The organism is Tannockella kyphosi (assembly GCF_021054785.1).
Taxonomy (GTDB): Bacteria; Bacillota_I; Bacilli_A; order Erysipelotrichales; family Coprobacillaceae; genus Tannockella; species Tannockella kyphosi.
Genome location: NZ_CP088239.1, coordinates 708,463 through 728,688 on the forward strand (window position 1 = coordinate 708,463; position 20,226 = coordinate 728,688).

Genomic DNA, 20,226 nt, shown 5'->3' on the forward strand with positions numbered 1-20,226 from the left:
AGAGCCATTTTTTTATGCCCAAATTTAGAAAGGAGCAGACTATATGACAGAACAAACAGCAAAACCAGTGACCACTTCTCCCCCACAAGGTACATTCTCCCATAAAATTGGTGGAATTACCTACAACGTCAATGTGCATTTCAATCAAAAGACTAGCGAAACACTAGCTGATAAAATCAAGCGAATGGTATTAGCTGATTGTGATAATTACAAGAAAATTTAGCTTAGTGATTAAAAAGCCCTTGACAATTAGCATCGGGTAAAACAGCAAAGTCAATTCTTATTTCATGTGGTGCAAGACTTGCTCCATTTGATATAAAAGAATTACGAGATGTTACAGAATATGATGAATTGGAATTAGATAAATTAGGTGATGAAAAAACAGCACTCTTTATCATCATTAGTGATACCGATGCTACGTTCAACTTTCTTGTATCCATGTGCTATACCCAACTGTTCAATCTACTTTGTGATAAAGCTGATGATGTATATGGTGGTAGGCTTCCAATTCATGTGCGTTGCTTGATTGATGAATGTGCCAATATTGGACAGATACCAAACTTAGAAAAGTTAATGGCAACGATCCGTTCTCGTGAGATTTCAGCTTGTCTTGTATTGCAGGCACAGTCACAATTAAAAGCCTTGTATAAGGATAATAGTGACACAATAATCGGCAACTGCGATAGCATGGTTTTCTTGGGTGGTAAGGAAAAAACAACACTCAAAGATTTAACGGAAACAATGGGAAAAGAAACCATTGATAGTTACAACACTTCTGATACAAGAGGTACACAACGAAGTTATGGATTGAATTATCAGAAGCTTGGTAAAGAGCTAATGAGTATGGATGAACTAGCTGTTATGGATGGTGGAAAATGCGTTCTTCAGCTTAGAGGTGTTCGACCATTCTTTAGCAACAAATACGATATTACCAAGCACCCTAATTACAAGTATTTATCTGATTTTGATAAGAGAAATACCTTTGACATAGAGAAGTTTTTATCAACAAAACTAAAGCTCAAAGCAAATGATGTTTTTGAAAGTTACGATTTGCAAAACTTAGAAACACAGCAATAAACACTACTTTATGGTGGCGTTTTTTATATATAACTAAATTTTAAGGGGGTGATGCCTATGATTGTATAGGCTTTTGCTACTGTCTACGGATAGTAGCTTTTTTAATGCAAACTTTTAAACAAACAACTAAAAACAAATAAAATTATGGAGGAAATAAATTATGGCATTTTTTACACAAGCAGTTACAGTATTACAAACATTAGTTATCGCACTTGGTGCAGGTCTTGGTATTTGGGGTGTTATCAACTTACTAGAAGGTTATGGTAATGATAATCCCGGTGCAAAGTCACAAGGTATGAAACAACTCATGGCTGGTGGTGGCGTAGCACTTATCGGCACAACACTTGTACCAATTTTAAGCACATTATTTTAAGGTAAGACTATATGGACTCAATCCTAGAAGCAATCAATGAGTGGATGCAGGCTCTGCTCATTGACGGCATTATGGGTAATGTTGAGGGGATGTTCGATACAGTAAATGCAGAAGTTAGCAGTGTAGCAAGTCAAGTAGGAATGACACCATCGGCATGGAACAGTGGTGTCTTTTCCTTGATCCAAAACTTATCGAATTCCGTTATCATGCCTATTGCCGGACTAATTTTAACATTTGTTATGACCTACGAGCTTATACAAATGATTATCGACAGAAATAATTTAAACGACTTTCCACCGTCTGATATTTTCAAGTGGATTATGAAAACCTTTATTGCAGTTACGATTGTGACCAATACATTCCCGATAGTAATGGGAATATTTGATGTATCACAAAGTGTGGTTAATAGTGCAGCAGGAGTAATTATCACCGATACCAGTGTTAGTGTAGATAATTTAGATACCTTTAGAACTTCTTTAGAAGCTATGAATATAGGTGCTTTACTCGGCTTGTATTTACAAAGTTTCTTAATTGGTTTTTGTATGAACATTTTGACTATTTGCATTTTCATTATTGTGTATGGTCGTATGATTGAAATTTATCTTATGACTTCTCTTGCTCCAATTCCACTTGCTACCATGACTTGCAAAGAATGGAATATCGGACAAAATTATATTAAATCTATGCTTGCACTAGCATTCCAAGCATTCCTCATTATGGTATGTATTGGTATCTATGCTGTTCTCGTGCAGTCTATTGTAATTAGTGGTGAACCATTTGCTGCTATATGGACTTGTGTAGGTTATACAGTCTTACTTTGCTTTGCACTTTTCAAGACTGGAACACTATCAAAAACAATTTTCTCAGCACATTAAGGAGGTGTAAACAATGGCTTATGTGCCAATCCCAAAAGATTTATCTAATGTCAAAACGAAGGTCATGTTTAACCTTACGAAACGACAACTTATATGCTTTTCTATTGCAGGTGTAGTAGGAGTACCAGTCTTTTTTCTTACGAAAGACTTTGTAGGGACAAGTACAGCAGTTTTACTTATGATGTTTGTCATGTTCCCTATGTTCATGTTTGCAATGTATGAAAAGCACAACCAACCCTTGGAAGTTATCCTAAAAAACTATTACAATGTAAGATTTGCAAACCCTAAAAAACGACCTTACATGACGGATAATTTCTATAACATTTTAGAAAGGCAAGACAAACTAGATAAGGAGGTAACAGAAATTGTCAAACAACAAAAAACGCAAACTAACTCGTGCAGAACAAAAACATCTAAATCAAGCACTAGAAAGAGCAAGAAACAAGCCTAAAGGTGTGAAATCAGCACAAGACTCTATTCCATTTGATAGAATGTTTACAGATGGAATTTGTCGTGTGACAGATACCTTATATACTAAGACATTGCAATTTTCAGATATTAACTATCAGATTGCTCAAAATGAGGATAAGACAGCTATCTTTGATGGGTGGTGTGATTTTCTCAACTACTTTGATAGCTCCATTAAATTTCAGCTATCTTTTGTAAATAGCACAGCAAGTATTCGTGAATATGAAAACAGTATTTTCATTGCTCCACAAAAAGATGAATTTGATAGTATCAGAACTGAATATGCAGATATGCTACACAATCAACTCTCTCGTGGTAACAATGGACTTACAAAAACAAAATATCTAACCTTTGGTATTGATGCTGAAAATATCAAAATTGCCAAACCTCGATTAGAACGAATTGAAAATGACTTGAAAAATCAGTTTAAGAAATTAGGGGTACGCACCTACTCTTTGAATGGGAAAGAACGATTGAAGTTATTCCATAATATTCTTAGAATGGATGGCAACGAGCCTTTTTTCTTTGACTGGAAATGGCTTGCTCCAAGTGGCTTGAATGTCAAAGATTTTATTGCTCCGTCCTCATTTGAGTTTAAAGATAAGCATACATTTAAAACTGGAGATAAAGTTGCAACAGCATCATTTTTACAAGTGTTAGCTCCCGAACTCAATGATCGTGTATTATCCGACTTCCTAGAAATCGAAAGTAATTTAGTTTGTACCATGCACATTCAGTCGCTAGACCAAATGAAAGCTATTAAGACAGTCAAGCGAAAACTGACGGATTTGCAACGTATGAAAATTGAGGAACAGAAAAAAGCTGTTAGATCGGGATATGATATGGATATTTTACCAACAGACCTTGCTACTTATGGTGTGGAAGCGAACAAAATCCTTGCCGACTTACAAAGTAGGAATGAAAGAATGTTCCTTATCACATTTACCATTGTCAACTCAGCGAATGACAAGAAAACACTTGATAACACCATGCTACAAGCAAGTGGTATTGCCAACAAACATAACTGTCAACTTATTAAACTTGATTATCAGCAGGAGCAAGGCTTTATGTCCTCACTTCCATTGGGACAAAACCTTATCCCTATTCAACGAAGTTTGACAACCACAAGCACAGCAATCTTTGTTCCATTTACAACGCAGGAGTTGTTCCAATCGGGTGGCGAAGCACTTTACTATGGTTTAAATGCTCTATCTAATAATCTTATCATGGTGGATAGAAAACAACTGAAAAACCCGAATGGACTTATCTTAGGTACTCCCGGTGCAGGTAAATCATTCTCAGCCAAGCGAGAAATTACCAATGTATTTCTGATTACAAATGATGATATTATCGTGTGTGATCCCGAAGGAGAATATTTCTCATTGGTACAGCGATTAAATGGACAGGTTATTAAAATCTCACCCACAAGTAACCAATATATTAACCCAATGGATATTAATCTTAACTATTCCGAAGATGACTCACCACTTGCATTAAAAAGTGATTTTATTCTTTCTCTTTGTGAGCTGATCGTTGGAGGGAAAGACGGATTGACACCAGTAGAAAAATCAATCATTGACCGATGTGTAACCAGTATTTACACCGAATACCTTGCTGATCCTAACCCTATTAAAATGCCTATCTTAGAAGATTTATATAATGCTCTTGGCAAGCAGGAAGAAAAAGAAGCAAAGCATATTCGTTCTGCTCTTGAAATCTATGTTACTGGTAGCTTAAATGTATTTAATCATCGTACCAATGTAGATATTGAAAATCGTCTTGTGTGTTTCGATATTAAGGAACTTGGTAAACAGCTTAAAAAATTAGGTATGCTCATTGTACAAGACCAAGTTTGGAATAGAGTTACCAAAAATAGAGCTGAAAAGAAATCTACTCGCTACTATATGGATGAGTTCCATTTGCTCCTAAAAGAAGAACAAACAGCAGCATACAGTGTTGAGATTTGGAAACGATTTAGAAAATGGGGTGGTATTCCGACAGCTATTACACAAAATGTTAAAGACCTTTTATCTTCACGAGAAGTTGAGAATATCTTTGAAAACTCTGACTTTGTGTATATGCTTAATCAAGCAGCAGGCGATAGAGAAATTCTTGCAAAGCAACTAAATATTTCATCACATCAACTTTCTTATGTAACTGGTAGTGGTGTTGGTGAAGGACTTCTGTTTTACGGAAATGTTATCTTGCCTTTTGTAGATAAGTTCCCACAAGATACAGAGCTTTACAAGATTATGACCACAAAGTTGGTTGAAACCTCAGTAGAATAGGTGGTGTTCTATGAAGCGAAAATCAAGGCTACAATTTACCGAAGAAGAGCGTGCTGATCCATTCCTTGAAAAAGCTATTCATAAATCTGAAAAAATGGCTGATAAATTGGATAAAGCACACGCAAATATCCCTAAAAAGAAAATAAAAGTTAAACAACGCACTTTTGATGAAGCTACTGGCAAAACAAAGGTGCGTTTGCATTTTGAGGAAGTTGACAAAGTGAAACCACCCTCAAAGCTCACACATATCGCAAATCAATCTCCAACTGTTGCTTTGCAGTCTAATGTGCATAGTAAAATGAGTGAATATGAAAACGATAATGTGAGCGTAGAAGCAGCACATAAAGCAGAACAAGCAGGTGAATTTTCAGCAAGACAAGTACAAAACAGTTATCATAGCCAAAAGTTAAAACCTTATCGAGAACACGCAAAGGCTGAAAGAAAATCGGCAAATGCTGATGTTGACTATTTATACAAAAAGAAAATGCAAGAAAATCCCAATGCAACAACCAATTCTATTTCTAAATGGCAACAAAAACGAGCTATTAAAAAAGAGTATCTTGCTAGTCAAGGTGGGAAAAAGACAGCACAACAAACTGCAAGTGCTACAACAAGTGCTGTGAAAAAAGGTGCAGACAAAGTTGTTCAAGCTGTGGGTGCTGTATTAAAAGATCCAAAAGTGCTATTGATTATATTAGCTATTCTTCTAGTAGCAGGTTTAATTGGTGCTATGGTTTCTTCGGTATCATTGGTGTTTCAAGGTGCAATTTCCAATACAGTTTCAACTTCTTACACTTCTGATGATGCAGAACTAATTGCTACTAATGATAACTACACAGCTCTTGAAAGTAATTTGCAGTTACAGATAAACAACATAGAAACGGATTATCCCGATTATGACGAATATCGTTATGACTTAGATAACATTGCACATGATCCACATCAACTTGCATCGTATCTTACAGCAGTTTTTCAGACATTTACAGCGAGTGAAGTGCAAAGTCAAATTGAGCAAATATTTAATAGCCAGTACACCTTAACTCTTATTCAAGAAATTGAAGTTCGATACCGAACAGAAACAAGAACTGGAACGAATACTACCATAGATGATTATGGAAATATCATAGTGGAAACCTACGAATATGAAGTCGAAGTTCCTTATGACTATTATATTTTAAATGTCACTCTTGAAAATATTGGGATTGATAGTATTGCTAATAGCTCACTCTCTAGTTCTGAACTTGAAATGTACAATGTTTACCTAGAAACGAGTGGTAACAAACCTTTGTTGTTTGGTGGTGGCTCTAGTGATGGAACTCCGTCCACAGATTTAAGTGGGGTTGTATTTGTTGATGGTGTACGAACTGGTAATCAAGATATTGTAGATATTGCATTAGCACAAGTTGGCAATGTTGGCGGACAGCCTTATTGGTCTTGGTATGGCTTTAGCAGTCGTGTGGAATGGTGTGCTTGCTTTGTTTCTTGGACATTAAATCAAGCAGGTTATAGCGAGCCTAAATTTGCAGCTTGTCAAAGTCAAGGTGTTCCATACTTTAGTTCCAATGGCAGATGGGCAGACAGTAGTTATGAAGATATTGCTCCGGGTGATGTAATCTTCTTTGACTGGGATGGAGATGGAAGTGCAAACCATGTGGGTATCGTTATCGGTACAGACGGAAGTCGTTTATATACTGTTGAGGGCAATTCGGGTGATGCTTGCAAAATAAAAGATTATGACTTAAATAGTTCCGTCATCATGGGATACGGACTAATGAATTAAAGAAAGGCAGGTTTTATTAGATGAACGCAAAAATTAAAAAGGTTATTAAGGAAATTGATAACACAGAGCAGAAAATTGCAGAATTTCAAGAAAGATTAAAACAGCTAAATCAAGAAAAAGTAGATTTAGAAAATCTTGAAATTATCGGTATGGTTAGAGGAATGAAAGTAACAACTTATGATATTGAAAATGTTATGAAATCATTTACTGATTTTTATAAAAATGGAGCTTCTTTAAAACAAGAAGATAAAAAGAAAATGGAGGATATTATTGATGAAGATTAAAATTATGACTTTAACCCTTGTTATGACACTTTGCATGGGTATGACTTCGCTAACAGCTTTTGCTAGTAGTACGGATGAGAGTGATACAGAAGAAACTACAACGATTTCTTCTACTGAAACTTATTCACTCACTCCCGAGGGTAACTTAACCCTTGTTGATGATGTAGAAACAGATAACACAGAAGATAAACAATTTATTACAGTGCAAAGTAAAAATGGAAATTACTTTTATCTTGTTATTGATCATTCGGGTGATACAGACAACGTATACTTTCTAAATCTAGTTGATGAAGCTGACTTATTAGCTCTTATCGAAGATGAGCCACAAGTAGAGTCTACACCAACAGTAGATACTTCTGATACTACTGGAACTACCGATTTAACAGAAACAGAGTCAACAACTACAAATACGACTACTGGAGAAACATCAGCAGCTGAAGCAAGCAGTTCTATGATGCTTGCAGTAGTAGGACTTGTAGCATTGCTCGGTGGTGGATTATTTTATTATCTTAAATTCATGAAACCAAAGAAAAATACAGCAAAACCGACAACGGATTTTGATGATTTTGAATTTGAAGATGAAGATGATACTGACGAAGAAGAATATGGTTTTGATTTTGATGATGCTACGGATGAAGAACTGGAGGATGAATTAAATGACTAAGCCATTGCCTTTTACAAATGAAGAAATGAGCCGAGTGTTTGATACTAACTTAATTGAATATGCTAAATCACAAGGTTTTGATGTGGTAAGAGCAGACAGAAAGTCCTATCGTGTGAAAGATTACGGAGGACTTTTTCTATTTCCCAAAGGGTATCATCACTTTAGTGAAACTGACAGTGGAAACATTGTCGGTTTTGCAAAGAAATATCAAGGATTTACTTTTATTGAAGCAGTAGAGCATATCCTAAATTCAAAGGCTTATGCAAATACTATTCCAGTAGTAGTAGAGCATGAAATGAAAAGAGGTGAACTGGTACTCCCTATTAAAAATGAAGATAGTAGTAAAGTGAAAAAGTACCTAATCGAAGATAGATGCCTTGATAAAGATATTGTTGAGGAACTAATTTTACAAGGCAAGATTTATTCGGCTGTATCTGAATTTAAGGGAGCAACTTTTACAAATTGTGCCTTTGTATCTTATGACAACAATAACAATCCTAAGTATTGTGCGTTGCGTGGATTAGGAAAAAGCAACTTTAGGCAAGATGTTAGAAATTCAGACAAGACCTATGGATTTTTGTTGAATGGAACTGGAACAAGAGTATTTATATTTGAAAGTCCTATTGATGCAATTAGTCATGCGACACAAACGAAACTTAACGATATGAACTACCAAGATGATTATCGTATTTCAGAAGGTTGTCTTTCGGATAAGGCATTATCAAGGTTTTTAGAAAGTAATCCAAAGGTAACAGAAGTTGTGTTTTGCTTTGATAATGATTTGAATGGTAAAAATCACGAAGGCAAACCACATAATCATGGTCAAGAGTTTGCTAAAAAATGTGCGAGTAAGTACATGGATAAAGGATACAAAGTTTTTATTCATACACCAACAAGAAAAGACTTTAATGCAGATTTGCAATTTATTCAAAAATCAGTTGTAAAAAAATTGAGGGAAGCAGAAATGACACCTCGAAATGATAAAAAAGGAGAAGTGAAAACTTATGAAAGATAACGTAATGGAACCAAAAATCCTTGAACATGGGGATTTTGGTGAAATTAGAACAACAGTTGATATTGGTGGTAATCCTATGTTTTGTGGATCTGATGTTGCCACAGCTTTAGGATACAAAGAACCACGCAAGGCTATTGCTAGACATACAAAGGGTGGGACGAAATATCCCACCCTTACGAATGGAGGTGTGCAAGATTTAGTATTTATCTATGAACCGGATTTATATAGGTTGTTGGTTAAAAGTAAACTTCCATTAGCACAAGAATTTGAACGATGGGTATTTGAAGATGTTTTACCTTCTCTACGCAAATATGGTATATATGCAACTGATGAAGTTCTTGCAAACGATGAGAAATTCAATGAGTTAAAGAAACAACTAAAAGAAGAAAGAAAAGCAATGCGACTTCAAAAATCTAAATGCTCTGAACTTAAAAAAAATAATAAAGAGTTAATTTCTTGCATTGAAGAATTACAGATTGCTAATCTACACCAAGCAGTAGACATTGAAGCTCTTGAAGAAATTATGGAAGAAGCTCAAGATATGGTTGACTATGCAGAAATCATCTTAGGTAGCGACCTTGATATGACAGCTACTCAAATTGCAGCAGATTATGGCATTTCAGCTATTAGATTAAACAATTTATTGCATGAAGCAGGACTACATCGAAAAGTAAACGGTCAATGGGTGCTATATCGTAAATACATGAATTGTGGATATGCAAATTCCTACACTGGTTTTGTAGAACAATTTGAGCATTATCATGTGCAAACTAGATGGACACAAAAAGGAAGATTGCTCATTCATCAAATTTTAAAACACGCAGGTATTAAACCTATTTGCGAATTGGAGGAACAATATGAATAAATTAGTATTAGCCGAGAAACCCTCAGTAGGTCTTGCGATTGCAAAGGTCTTAGGAGCAACTACTAGACAAGATGGGTATTATGAGGGCAATGGTTATTATATTTCATGGTGTGTGGGACATCTTGTAGAACTTGCCACAGCAGAACATTATGGAGAACAATATGCCAAGTGGAAATATGACGATTTGCCTATTCTTCCTACCGACTGGCAATATAACGTTTCAAAAGGAAAAGAAAAGCAAATGAAGATTATCGCTAACCTCATGAACAAAACAGATGTGGCCACAATTATTTGTGCCACAGATGCAGGACGTGAGGGTGAGTTAATCTTCCGACTTGTATATGATAAAATCGATTGTATCAAGCCTGTAAAAAGACTTTGGATTTCTTCTCTTGAAGATGAAGCAATTAGTAATGGTTTTTCTAATCTACATGATGGAGAACAATTTGAAAATCTGTATCAAGCTGCATTGTGCAGAGCAAAAGCCGACTGGCTAGTAGGCATCAATGCAACAAGATTATTTTCCGTTTTGTATGGGCAAACCTTGAATATTGGTCGTGTAATGTCACCTACTCTTGCAATGATTGTGGAACGAAATTCACAAGTAACAGCCTTTAAATCAGAGCCACTCTATACTGTAATGTTAGATTGTGGTGGTTTTACTCTTGCTAGTGACAAACTGAAAGATAAATCACAAGCTGAAGCTATGGCAAATGCTTGTCATAATCAAGATGTTCTTATTGAAACAGTAGAACGAAAAGAAAAGGCAGAAAAGCCACCGAAACTTTATGATTTAACCACTTTGCAACGTGAAGCCAATAAATTACTTGGTTTTACAGCAGAACAAACTTTACAATATACACAAAGCCTATATGAGCAAAAATTAGTGACTTATCCTCGTACTGATAGTAGATACTTAACAACTGATATGAAAAACTCCGTTCCTGCTGTGGTAAATGCCAGTGCAGGAATTTTTATGTCTGATATTTCTAGTCTAGCTATCAATGTGGAGCAAGTGACAGATAACAACAAGGTATCGGATCACCATGCGATCATTCCAACTATCAAGGTAAACGGCTTTGATTTGCAGTCACTTCCACTTGGAGAACGTGAAATCTTACGATTGGTTGCAATGCGTCTTTTGACAGCCACGAATGAAAATCATATCTATGCTGAAACTGTGGTAACTGGAAAGTGTCACGATTACAGTTTTGCTACCAAAGGTAAAACAATTCTCTTTGATGGATTTAAGGCAGTTCAAAAGCTCTACAAAGAAACCGAAGAAAAAGCAGATATTCCACTACCCGAACTTGCAAAGGGTGATAGTTTTATGGCTAATTCTTCAATCAAAGAGGGCAAAACTTCACCACCTAAGAACTTTACCGACGATGTATTATGTAAAAGGTAGCTAAGAAACTATTAGAGAGAGAAAGGTGATTTTATGAGCAAAAAGACTAAGAAAAATGCTGTTACTGCCCTGTATTCAAGGCTTTCTCGTGATGATGAAATTATAGGGGATAGTAACAGTATTGTCAATCAAAAGAAGATGTTGGAGAAGTATGCAGAGGATAATGGGTATACAAATATTCAACATTTTTCGGACGATGGAATTTCGGGTGGTACATTTGATAGACCCTCTTGGAAACAAATGATTGAAGGTGTGGAAAGTGGAATAGTCACAACCATAATTACACGAGATTTGAGCAGAATAGGTAGAGATTATTTACAAGTTGGATTTTACACCGAAGTGATGTTTAGAGAAAAAGGAGTTAGATTTATCGCTATTGCAAACAATGTAGACAATAGCAAAAGAGAAAGTGCAGAGTTTGCTCCATTCCTAAATATTATGAATGAGTGGTATATTCGTGATACAAGTAGAAAAGTTACTTCTGTTCTTAGAGCAAGAGGTTCAGACGGAAAACATCATACCACCAATCACGCAATCTACGGTTATAAAAAATGCAAAGACAATCCAAGCCAATGGCTAATTGATGAACCTGCTGCAAGTGTAGTGAAACGAATGTTTCAAATGTGTATTGATGGGAAAGGTCCTTATCAAATTGCAAAGGTACTTACAGAGGAAAAAGTTGAAAGACCATCATACTATTTAGCACAAAGAGGAATGGGAAATCATATTTCAAATTACAAAGCCGAAGAACCTTACTTATGGAGAGGGACAACAGTTGCACATATGTTAAGCAAACCCGAATATATGGGGCATACTGTGAATTTTCGCACCTACAAAGATAGCTATAAAGATAAGCAACCGAAGAAAACAGATAAAGAAGATTGGATAATTTTCAAAGACACGCAAGAGCCTATTGTTGATGAAGCAACTTGGGAAACAGTACAAAAACTAAAGAAAACTAAGCGTAGAAGTGATACCATTGGAGAAGCCAATCCATTAACAGGACTTATGTATTGTGCTGACTGTGGAGCGAAAATGTATAATCATAGAGGTAGTGCTGGGTATGAACGAAATTGGTGTGGCGAAAAAACAGATAAAAAGCGACCTAATCGAGATGAATACAACTGTTCCACATATGACTTAGCAAGGCAAGATTACAGATTTGTACCTTGTACTCAGCATTATATTCGTACAGAAGCTATTAAAAATATTTTACTTGAAACTATACAAGAAGTTAGCAGATGTGTGCAGTTAGATGAAGATAAATTTATAAATGAAATCATCAATAAGACATCATCACAACAAGAAAAATCTGTTAATTCATTGAAGCAACAAATCACAAAGGATAATCGACGAGTAATAGACTTAAACAAACTAATACGACAGCTTTATGAGGACAATGTTATTGGAAAGTTAAGTGATAAGCGTTTCAATTTGATGATTGAAGATTATGAAGAAGAACAAAAGCAACTAGAGCAATCCATTGAGCAATCAGAAACTATGCTGAAACAACTTGATGAGGAAAGTTTTAATACTACAAAATTCATAGAACTTATTAAGAAGTACACAGATCTTAGTGAACTTACAACACCAATGATAAATGAATTTGTTGATAAAATTTTAGTGCATGAGGGCAAATGGGAAAATTATCAGAGAACGCAAGAAATAGAAATCTATTTGAATTTCGTTGGTAAAATTGAAATCACAAAAAAGGAAATTGAACTAACAGAAACTGAAATTTTGGAACAACAAGAGTTACAGAAGAAGCGAGATAAAAAACGAGAATATAATTATCGTTATATGAGGAAACGCAGAGAAAGATTAAAAGAGGAACAAACAAAAATAAAGGCTGATGAAGAAAGTAAAGGAGCGTAATTATGGAACAAAGTATATTTGAAAAAATGGGTGGTACTTACATCAAAGTTGGCGATTACTATGTACCAAATTTAGGACAGTTTGATGACAAAGAAGAAACAGATGATAGACCTTTAGGCAAGTATGGAATGATACGAGAAACATTCCTAAAAGAACATAGAAAGCCTTTATACAATCATCTGTTACTTAGTGGAGAACTACATTCCCACTTGCGTGATGTAAATGAGCAATCACAATATTTACTAGACACACTACTGCCCCAGTACAAAGCAAATCAAGGTGTCACAGAGGAATTAAAAGCCAGTAAACAACTTCTATGGGTAGGAATGGTAAACAACATCCTAGCACAGATTGAAGAAATCATATACAGCGAAATTGTGTATGTATAATTTAGGATTTAAGACGGAGCAAGTAATATTGTTTCCGTCTTTTTTCATATAAAAAATCAAATTAAAAACAGAAAAGGAGCATTTCATTATGACAAAGAAAACAATCGTAGAGCAACTCAAAGAAACACAAATCGAGATTGAAAAAACAAGAACAGAAAAGAAACAAAAGGAACATCAACTAGAAAAGTTGCAAAAGCGTGAACGAGAAAAGAATCGAAGCAAACGCACACGCAATTTAATTGAAAAAGGTGCAATCTTGGAAAGTATCAATCCATCTATCCAATCCCTATCCAACGAGCAGTTACAAGCATTTTTGCAACAAGTATTGCAGAGTGAGCGAGCATTGCATTTGCTTAGTAAAATGACAGCAACCGAAGATACGCAGTAACTCCCTTGATTACAAGGGCGCACTTATACACCATTTACAATGGTGCGTGCGTTCTGCGAAGCAATGGGGAGCTACTCTCCCCAAACCCCTTGTGTACTTTACGAAATGGCTACACCTTGCGAGGTGTGGTCATTTTCATAAAGTCTAATAAACCGAAAGGAGCAGTTATGGCAATATTTCATTGTTCTATTAAAGTCATAAGTCGAGGTAAAAGTAAATCTGCTGTTGCGTCTGCTGCTTACCGAAGTGGTGCTAAAATAACAAATGAATATGACGGAGAAACTCACGATTACACACACAAAGGTGGTATCTATTACAGTGCTATTTTACTACCACCCCACGCACCAAAAGAATATGCAGACCGTAGCATTTTATGGAACGCTGTTGAGATGATAGAAAAACAGCATAACGCACAACTTGCAAGGGAGATTGAAGTGTCGATACCGAAAGAAATCCCCTCATATCTATGGCGAAGAATGATGATAGATTTTTGCAATTCTAACTTTGTAAAGCAAGGTATGATAGCCGATTTATCTATCCACAACAAAGACCCTAACAACCCTCATTGTCACATCATGTTAACTATGCGACCTATCAAAGAAAATGGCAAATGGGGAGCAAAATCACGCAAAGAATATATACTTGATGATAGTGGTAATCGCATTAAACTTCCAAGTGGAAATTGGAAGTCAACAAAAGTTGATACAATGGATTGGAACAGCCAAGACAACGCAGAAGTTTGGCGAGCAAACTGGAGTGAGCATTGCAATCTCTATCTTGAAAATTTAGGGTGTGAAGAACGCATAGACCATCGAAGTTATGAAAGACAAGGCATTGACCAAATCCCATCTATTCATTTAGGAGTGTCAGCAAGTCAGATGGAACAAAAAGGTATTGAAACAGATAGAGGAAATATCAACCGACAAATCCATGATGACAACAAGGAAGTTAAGATAATTAAGGCAAGAATTACAAGGCTTATGAAGTGGCAAAGAGAACTAGAAGTGCAACCATTAGACTTATCGAGAGGAGAATTTAAGTCGTCTATACTTGAAAAATTAAATACAAACAAAGGCATCGTTAAAAATCAATACCAAACGACTAAAGACCTCAAAAATTATGTTAATGTATGGAATTTCTTACAAGCAAATGACATTGGAAATCTCGAAGAATTCAATGCAAAGATACAAGCGATGAATGATAGTTTCTACGCTATTAAATCAGCGTTAAAGACCATTGAGAATGATATGGGCAAACTAGATAAGCAACTTGATTTATGGGCTGAATACGAGCAATTAAAGCCTATTAGGAAGAAACACCTAAAACTGACGAGCAAAGAGCAAAAGTCTTTTTATGAGCAACATACAACTGAACTTGACCGAGCTGAAATTCTCAATTCTAAATGGGCGAAATTCACAAATAGTGGTGGAAAAATAAGCACTTCTACTTGGAAAAGAGAGCGTAAAGAATTAGAGCAATTAAGCAAAACTTGCGATGTGAAGATGAAAGCATATAAAGAAGAATTAGGCAAAGCAGAGAAAATACAAAAAGTACTTGATGAATTATTTGCTGATGTAAAACAAGTGCCTACTAAGACTAAAGAGATTGAGAGGTATTCGAAATAAAAGTTAATATTCTGTCAATTGACAAATGGCTAGAAATCAAATATAATTACAAGTAGGATGTTTTAGGATGTGAGGTGTACTTATGAGATTTATAGGCAGTAAGACTGCTTTGGTAAATGAAATAGAAAATGTAATAAATGAAAATACAATTGGCAATGAACAAATTTTTTGCGACCTTTTTTCTGGCACGGGGACTGTCGCAAGGCATTTTAAATCAAGATATGAAATATATTCAAATGATTTATTGCATTTTTCTTATGTAATTCAAAAAGCAACAATAGAAAATAATGAATTGCCACAATTTTTGAAGCTAAAAGAATTAGGTATCGTTGATCCATTTAGTTTTTTGGAGGAAACACCAATTGCTGATTGCAGTTACGATGAATACTTTATTACTCAAAATTATTCTCCAAATAAAAACTGTGATAGAATGTATGTATCAAACAAAAATGCAACTCGAATTGATTTTATTCGCAATACAATAGAAGCTTGGAAACAATCTAGTTTGATTAATGACACAGAGTATTTTTATTTACTTGCAGGATTAATTGAGGGTGTTCCTTATGTTTCAAATATTACTGGTACTTATGGTGCTTATTTAAAAGAATGGGACAAACGCACTTATAAAGAATTTGAAATGAGAAGATTAGAAGTTCTTGATAATAAGAAAAACAATCGTTGTTTTAATACAGATGGTGGAAAATTAATTGAAGAACTTGAGGGAGATATTTTATATCTAGACCCACCATATAATTCTAGACAATATGCACCTAACTATCATCTGCTAGAAACAATTTCAAAGTACGATTACCCTACAATAAAAGGTGTAACTGGGATGAGAGATTATGCAGAGCAAAAATCATTATACTGTGTTAAATCTGAAGTTTTATCAGCTTTTGATGACTTGATTTCTAAGGCAAAATTCACACATATCGTTGTAAGTTACAGTAGTGATGGCTTAATGAGTGCAGAACAAATTGAAGCTGTTTTGAAAAAACATGGTATCAGTGATACGTTCAAAAGATATGATATTCCATATAGAAAATACAAAGGTAAATTATCAAAACAAGCAGATACATTGTATGAATATATTTTTTATATCAAAAAAGATTTTATTTTGGAAAATAGTGATATTATTTCTTCTTTTCCTAACAATACAATGGTTATGCAGTCAAAGAAATATATTAAAAGTCCTCTAAATTATATTGGTGGAAAATATAAATTACTACCGCAGATTATGCCATTGTTCCCACCTCAAATTAATACTTTGGTCGACCTTTTTTCAGGTGGTGCTAATGTTGGGATTAACACTAATGCTAATAGTATAATTTGTAATGATATTAACACAAAAATTATAGAAATGTTTACAGCATTTCAGCAAATAGATGAACAAGAAATAGTATTTCAAATTGAAAGAAATATTAAAAGTTTTAAGTTATCTAAGGAAAATCAAGAGGGTTTTTTGAAATTCAGAGATTACTACAATAACTGCCCAAATCCGATAGATTTATATACATTAGCTTGCTACTCTTTCAATTATCAGTTTAGGTTTAATAATGACCTTAAATACAATAATCCGTTTGGGAAAAACAGAAGTCAATTTTCAGAAAATATGAGAACAAATTTATTACTATTTGTGCGAAAGTTAAAACATACAAACATTCGATTTACAAACATGGATTTTGCAAGGTTTGATATATCAAACTTAGGAGAAACAGATTTAGTATATTGTGACCCACCATACCTTATTACTACAGGAAGTTACAATGATGGTAATAGAGGTTTTAAGGATTGGGGCGAAAACGAAGAAACAGAACTGTATGAACTTTTAGATAAATTGAATGTGCAGGGAGTAAAGTTTGCATTATCCAATGTGCTAACACACAAAGGTAAAACTAATGAAATACTTATGAACTGGAGCAAGAAATATAAAGTTGTTCACTTGAATTTTGATTATTCTAATTCAAGCCATAATACTGTAAAGGGGGTAAGTGATGAAGTGTTGATAATAAACTATTAACATTTCTCACAGATACGATATGATAAATATATTACCTACACACGCAACATCTTTTAGAGCTTTTGGTTGGGTACAAGACCCAAGTAATTTCAGAAGCCTTTGTGATGTGGTTGCGATATTTGATGAAAATTCTAAGAAACACAACGATTTGAAAGATACAATCATACCTCGTCTTGTTGAGGAAAGGGATGGCAAAGACAGACTGTTAAAATCAATGGATAGTAGACCATTAAAACTATCATACCTAGATTTAGTTGGTACGTCTTTTATGCCTCGTGGTTCAGCAAGATGTAATGGTATCGTGCAAGCTACTGTTATTGGTCAAGTTAGGGAATTTATAAGCGATTGGCCAGCAGACAATTTTGTCCGCTGGGCATATGCCTTTGGTTTCATCAAGTATAATTATTCTGATGATACCTTTGAAATTACAGAAAAAGGGTTGGAATTGTCATTAGCAAAAACTCTTGGTGATGATTTGAATGAAATAGAAAAAGAGTTACTGACTACTGCAATACTAGCATACCCGCCTGCTGTTAGAATTTTAAGATTATTGAGCGAAAACGAGGGAACGCACCTTACGAAATTTGAAATAGGGAAACAATTAGGCTTTATAGGCGAGGATGGATTTACAAGTTTACCTCAGTCAGTTCTTGTGCGTGAATTAGCTATAACAGATGATGCAAAAGAAAAGAATAAAATGAAAGCTGATTGGGATGGGTCGTCTGATAAATATGCAAGAATGACATCGAAATGGTTGGCGAAATTAGGCTTAGTTATTCAAAAGCCAAAGAGAATAACCGTTACTATAGCTGATGAGACTTATACGGAAACGATAGGGCAGGCATATATTATCTCAGCAAGTGGAATATCTGCACTTAATAGAACTATTGGCAAAAGTAAACATAAAAGAATAGCTAAAAATGTATGCTTTGAAATGTTAGCAACAAAAGGAAGCGATCGAGAATACCTAAGAACAAGAAGAACTTATATTTTGAAATTCATTTCAGAAAATAAAGGTGAAATTAGATATGATGAAGTTAAGGAAAAATTGAAACAAGTCGCTTTTGAAGAAAGTATTGAAACTATTAAAGCAGACTTAAAAGGACTAATTAATTTAGGGCTTAATATACAGGTTTATGCTAATTCTTGTATTTGGAATGATGAAATAAATGAGTTCACACTTCCGTTGACACAGAACTTGACAAAATCAAGCTTGACTGAGATAAAAGAAGAAATCAGACCTTATATTACACATATTTCTCACGAATACTTATCACTTATTGACTTAGCTTATGACAGTAAACAAAATAGATTATTTGAGATGAAAACACTTGAATTATTGATTGATGAATGTGAATACAACGGACTTCATTTAGGTGGAAGCAGGAAACCAGATGGAATTATTTATACCAGTGAAGATGCTGAAAATTATGGTGTAATTATTGATACAAAAGCATATTCAAAAGGCTATTCTTTACCAATATCACAAGCTGATGAAATGGAAAGATATATCAGAGAAAATCAAACAAGAGATGATGAAGTTAATCCGAATGAATGGTGGAACAATTTTGACAATCGCATTTCAAAACATTATTTTATGTTTATATCGGGGCATTTCATTGGCAACTATAAATCACAAATCGAAAGAATAAGCAGAAACACAAATACAAGAGGAACATCTTTAAATGTGAAAAATTTGCTGCTGTGTGCTAACCTCTATAAGGCAGGCGAGCTGACTCATCATAGTATAGGGGAAAAAATAAATAACAGTTATGAGTTTGTGCTACAGTAAACATGGAAAGGAAAGAACTATTGCGTAAATTACCAAACTACATCAATGAAAATGCAAAATACAATAATCGATATGTAGCATTCATTGATATTTTAGGATTTAAAGAGCTAATTCTCAAGACGGATTTTCGTAATATCACATCCGTTTTTGATAAAATAACACACGAGATATTTTGCTTTGACAGTACACTTGCATTATCTATAGGTATACCCAAATATTCTCAGATCAATACCTATATTATGTCAGATAGTGTTGTATTAAGTATTGATGTTGACGCACCTCAAGCTCTGATTGCACTTGTTAAAGCAACTGCATATATTCAAACAGCTTTAATAAAAAGAAATCCATCAATCCTATCTCGTGGTGGGATTTCCATCGGAGAATATTATCAAGAAAGAGATAAAGCCTTTGGTTCAGCACTTGTTAAGGCTCATCAATTAGAAAGTTGTAAAGATAAAGGAAAAGGGGCAATATTTCCTCGTGTAATATTCGATAATGACATTTGTTTAGAACAAATAAAAGAGAGTATTATTCTTGATGATTATGACGGATTATATTTTGTTGATTATCTGAAAGTGGCTTTGAAAGGCAGTTCTTTTCAATCGTTTATCAAAGAAGATATTAGCAAAAAACAATTATGTGTATCCGATAATAAGATTAAAGAAAAGTATGATTGGTATGAAAAATATTATAAGCTATCAATGGATAAAATAAAGAAAATGTAGTATATAAAATCTAAAACAACTAAATATCTGATGCTGAAAGCACTTATTTACTTTGAATACCAAAGTTAATAGGTGCTTTTTGCATTATCAAAGAAAGGAATAACTAATATGGAAAATCAAACATTAAAGCAAGACACGAACACTAAAAATCGTTTTAAAAAGAAAATTGGCAAGACTATCTATGAAGTAACTGTATACTCCAGTCAAACGAGTAAAGAAACCTTGCAAGATAAGATGGAGAGATTGATTGAAAACGAATGTGTAAGTATTGTAAATCAGGAATAAATAGTATATTTTCTTAAACTACCCTTGACA

The 20,226-nt window shown here is 34.5% G+C and carries 19 protein-coding genes and 1 pseudogene; all 20 read left to right on the forward strand.

Going from position 1 to position 20,226, the window contains the following annotated elements:
- Positions 1-43: 43 nt before the first annotated feature.
- Positions 44-223: a transposon-encoded TnpW family protein gene (locus LRR82_RS03720; protein WP_249030185.1), complete on the forward strand. Its 180-nt coding sequence runs from the start codon at positions 44-46 to the stop codon at positions 221-223.
- A gap of 23 nt (positions 224-246) precedes the next feature.
- A pseudogene (locus tag LRR82_RS03725) lies at positions 247-1,077 on the forward strand (VirD4-like conjugal transfer protein, CD1115 family); the annotation flags it as partial.
- 160 nt (positions 1,078-1,237) lie between these two features.
- Positions 1,238-1,450: a Maff2 family mobile element protein gene (locus LRR82_RS03730; RefSeq protein ID WP_249030186.1), complete on the forward strand. Its 213-nt coding sequence runs from the start codon at positions 1,238-1,240 to the stop codon at positions 1,448-1,450.
- An 11-nt stretch (positions 1,451-1,461) separates the two neighbouring features.
- Complete coding sequence (locus LRR82_RS03735) at positions 1,462-2,325, forward strand: VirB6/TrbL-like conjugal transfer protein, CD1112 family (protein ID WP_249030187.1); 864 nt, start codon at positions 1,462-1,464, stop codon at positions 2,323-2,325.
- A 13-nt stretch (positions 2,326-2,338) separates the two neighbouring features.
- Complete coding sequence (locus tag LRR82_RS03740) at positions 2,339-2,776, forward strand: PrgI family protein (protein WP_249030188.1); 438 nt, start codon at positions 2,339-2,341, stop codon at positions 2,774-2,776.
- Positions 2,691-5,081: a VirB4-like conjugal transfer ATPase, CD1110 family gene (locus LRR82_RS03745; protein WP_249030189.1), complete on the forward strand. Its 2,391-nt coding sequence runs from the start codon at positions 2,691-2,693 to the stop codon at positions 5,079-5,081. The genes LRR82_RS03740 and LRR82_RS03745 overlap by 86 nt, the downstream gene beginning before the upstream one ends.
- Positions 5,082-5,091: 10 nt before the next feature.
- Positions 5,092-6,861, forward strand: coding sequence for a CHAP domain-containing protein (locus tag LRR82_RS03750; protein ID WP_318031846.1), 1,770 nt, complete (start codon positions 5,092-5,094; stop codon positions 6,859-6,861).
- Between the two features lie 20 nt (positions 6,862-6,881).
- The gene (locus LRR82_RS03755; protein WP_249030191.1) at positions 6,882-7,145 is read left to right on the forward strand and encodes a DUF4315 family protein; all 264 of its coding nucleotides are present in this window, start codon (positions 6,882-6,884) and stop codon (positions 7,143-7,145) included.
- Positions 7,135-7,809 carry a DUF4366 domain-containing protein gene (locus tag LRR82_RS03760; RefSeq protein WP_249030192.1) on the forward strand — a complete coding sequence of 225 codons (675 nt, stop codon included), beginning with the start codon at positions 7,135-7,137 and terminating at the stop codon, positions 7,807-7,809. The genes LRR82_RS03755 and LRR82_RS03760 overlap by 11 nt, the downstream gene beginning before the upstream one ends.
- Positions 7,802-8,824, forward strand: a complete 1,023-nt coding sequence (locus LRR82_RS03765) for a DUF3991 domain-containing protein (protein WP_249030193.1) — start codon at positions 7,802-7,804, stop codon at positions 8,822-8,824. The genes LRR82_RS03760 and LRR82_RS03765 overlap by 8 nt, the downstream gene beginning before the upstream one ends.
- Complete coding sequence (locus LRR82_RS03770) at positions 8,814-9,689, forward strand: phage antirepressor (protein WP_249030194.1); 876 nt, start codon at positions 8,814-8,816, stop codon at positions 9,687-9,689. The genes LRR82_RS03765 and LRR82_RS03770 overlap by 11 nt, the downstream gene beginning before the upstream one ends.
- A complete protein-coding gene (locus LRR82_RS03775; protein WP_249030195.1) occupies positions 9,682-11,097 on the forward strand; it encodes a DNA topoisomerase in 1,416 nt (471 codons plus the stop codon). The genes LRR82_RS03770 and LRR82_RS03775 overlap by 8 nt, the downstream gene beginning before the upstream one ends.
- Positions 11,098-11,130: 33 nt before the next feature.
- Positions 11,131-12,972, forward strand: coding sequence for a DUF4368 domain-containing protein (locus tag LRR82_RS03780; RefSeq protein WP_249030196.1), 1,842 nt, complete (start codon positions 11,131-11,133; stop codon positions 12,970-12,972).
- A gap of 2 nt (positions 12,973-12,974) precedes the next feature.
- The gene (locus LRR82_RS03785; protein ID WP_249030197.1) at positions 12,975-13,361 is read left to right on the forward strand and encodes a TnpV protein; all 387 of its coding nucleotides are present in this window, start codon (positions 12,975-12,977) and stop codon (positions 13,359-13,361) included.
- An 88-nt stretch (positions 13,362-13,449) separates the two neighbouring features.
- A complete protein-coding gene (locus tag LRR82_RS03790) occupies positions 13,450-13,749 on the forward strand; it encodes a DUF3847 domain-containing protein (protein ID WP_249030198.1) in 300 nt (99 codons plus the stop codon).
- A 167-nt stretch (positions 13,750-13,916) separates the two neighbouring features.
- Positions 13,917-15,374: a MobQ family relaxase gene (gene mobQ / locus LRR82_RS03795; protein WP_249030199.1), complete on the forward strand. Its 1,458-nt coding sequence runs from the start codon at positions 13,917-13,919 to the stop codon at positions 15,372-15,374.
- An 82-nt stretch (positions 15,375-15,456) separates the two neighbouring features.
- A complete protein-coding gene (locus LRR82_RS03800) occupies positions 15,457-17,394 on the forward strand; it encodes a Dam family site-specific DNA-(adenine-N6)-methyltransferase (RefSeq protein WP_249030200.1) in 1,938 nt (645 codons plus the stop codon).
- 19 nt (positions 17,395-17,413) lie between these two features.
- Positions 17,414-19,186 (forward strand): restriction endonuclease FokI C-terminal domain-containing protein, encoded by a 1,773-nt coding sequence (locus tag LRR82_RS03805; protein ID WP_249030201.1) that lies wholly within the window; start codon positions 17,414-17,416, stop codon positions 19,184-19,186.
- 20 nt (positions 19,187-19,206) lie between these two features.
- Positions 19,207-19,911: a hypothetical protein gene (locus LRR82_RS03810; protein WP_249030202.1), complete on the forward strand. Its 705-nt coding sequence runs from the start codon at positions 19,207-19,209 to the stop codon at positions 19,909-19,911.
- Between the two features lie 108 nt (positions 19,912-20,019).
- On the forward strand, positions 20,020-20,196 hold the full coding sequence (locus LRR82_RS03815) for a transposon-encoded TnpW family protein (protein WP_249030203.1): 177 nt from the start codon (positions 20,020-20,022) through the stop codon (positions 20,194-20,196).
- Positions 20,197-20,226: the final 30 nt, after the last annotated feature.

Excerpts from the sequence above, each read along its gene's own strand:
- LRR82_RS03755 (WP_249030191.1), top strand. The coding sequence starts at position 6,882 with ATGAACGCAAAAATTAAAAAGGTTATTAAGGAAATTGATAACACAGAG.
- LRR82_RS03775 (WP_249030195.1), top strand. The coding sequence starts at position 9,682 with ATGAATAAATTAGTATTAGCCGAGAAACCCTCAGTAGGTCTTGCGATT.
- LRR82_RS03770 (WP_249030194.1), top strand. The coding sequence starts at position 8,814 with ATGAAAGATAACGTAATGGAACCAAAAATCCTTGAACATGGGGATTTT.
- LRR82_RS03780 (WP_249030196.1), top strand. The coding sequence starts at position 11,131 with ATGAGCAAAAAGACTAAGAAAAATGCTGTTACTGCCCTGTATTCAAGG.
- LRR82_RS03720 (WP_249030185.1), top strand. The coding sequence starts at position 44 with ATGACAGAACAAACAGCAAAACCAGTGACCACTTCTCCCCCACAAGGT.
- LRR82_RS03750 (WP_318031846.1), top strand. The coding sequence starts at position 5,092 with ATGAAGCGAAAATCAAGGCTACAATTTACCGAAGAAGAGCGTGCTGAT.
- LRR82_RS03740 (WP_249030188.1), top strand. The coding sequence starts at position 2,339 with ATGGCTTATGTGCCAATCCCAAAAGATTTATCTAATGTCAAAACGAAG.
- LRR82_RS03735 (WP_249030187.1), top strand. The coding sequence starts at position 1,462 with ATGGACTCAATCCTAGAAGCAATCAATGAGTGGATGCAGGCTCTGCTC.
- LRR82_RS03805 (WP_249030201.1), top strand. The coding sequence starts at position 17,414 with ATGATAAATATATTACCTACACACGCAACATCTTTTAGAGCTTTTGGT.
- LRR82_RS03790 (WP_249030198.1), top strand. The coding sequence starts at position 13,450 with ATGACAAAGAAAACAATCGTAGAGCAACTCAAAGAAACACAAATCGAG.
- LRR82_RS03730 (WP_249030186.1), top strand. The coding sequence starts at position 1,238 with ATGGCATTTTTTACACAAGCAGTTACAGTATTACAAACATTAGTTATC.
- LRR82_RS03760 (WP_249030192.1), top strand. The coding sequence starts at position 7,135 with ATGAAGATTAAAATTATGACTTTAACCCTTGTTATGACACTTTGCATG.
- LRR82_RS03765 (WP_249030193.1), top strand. The coding sequence starts at position 7,802 with ATGACTAAGCCATTGCCTTTTACAAATGAAGAAATGAGCCGAGTGTTT.
- LRR82_RS03800 (WP_249030200.1), top strand. The coding sequence starts at position 15,457 with ATGAGATTTATAGGCAGTAAGACTGCTTTGGTAAATGAAATAGAAAAT.
- mobQ (WP_249030199.1), top strand. The coding sequence starts at position 13,917 with ATGGCAATATTTCATTGTTCTATTAAAGTCATAAGTCGAGGTAAAAGT.
- LRR82_RS03785 (WP_249030197.1), top strand. The coding sequence starts at position 12,975 with ATGGAACAAAGTATATTTGAAAAAATGGGTGGTACTTACATCAAAGTT.
- LRR82_RS03815 (WP_249030203.1), top strand. The coding sequence starts at position 20,020 with ATGGAAAATCAAACATTAAAGCAAGACACGAACACTAAAAATCGTTTT.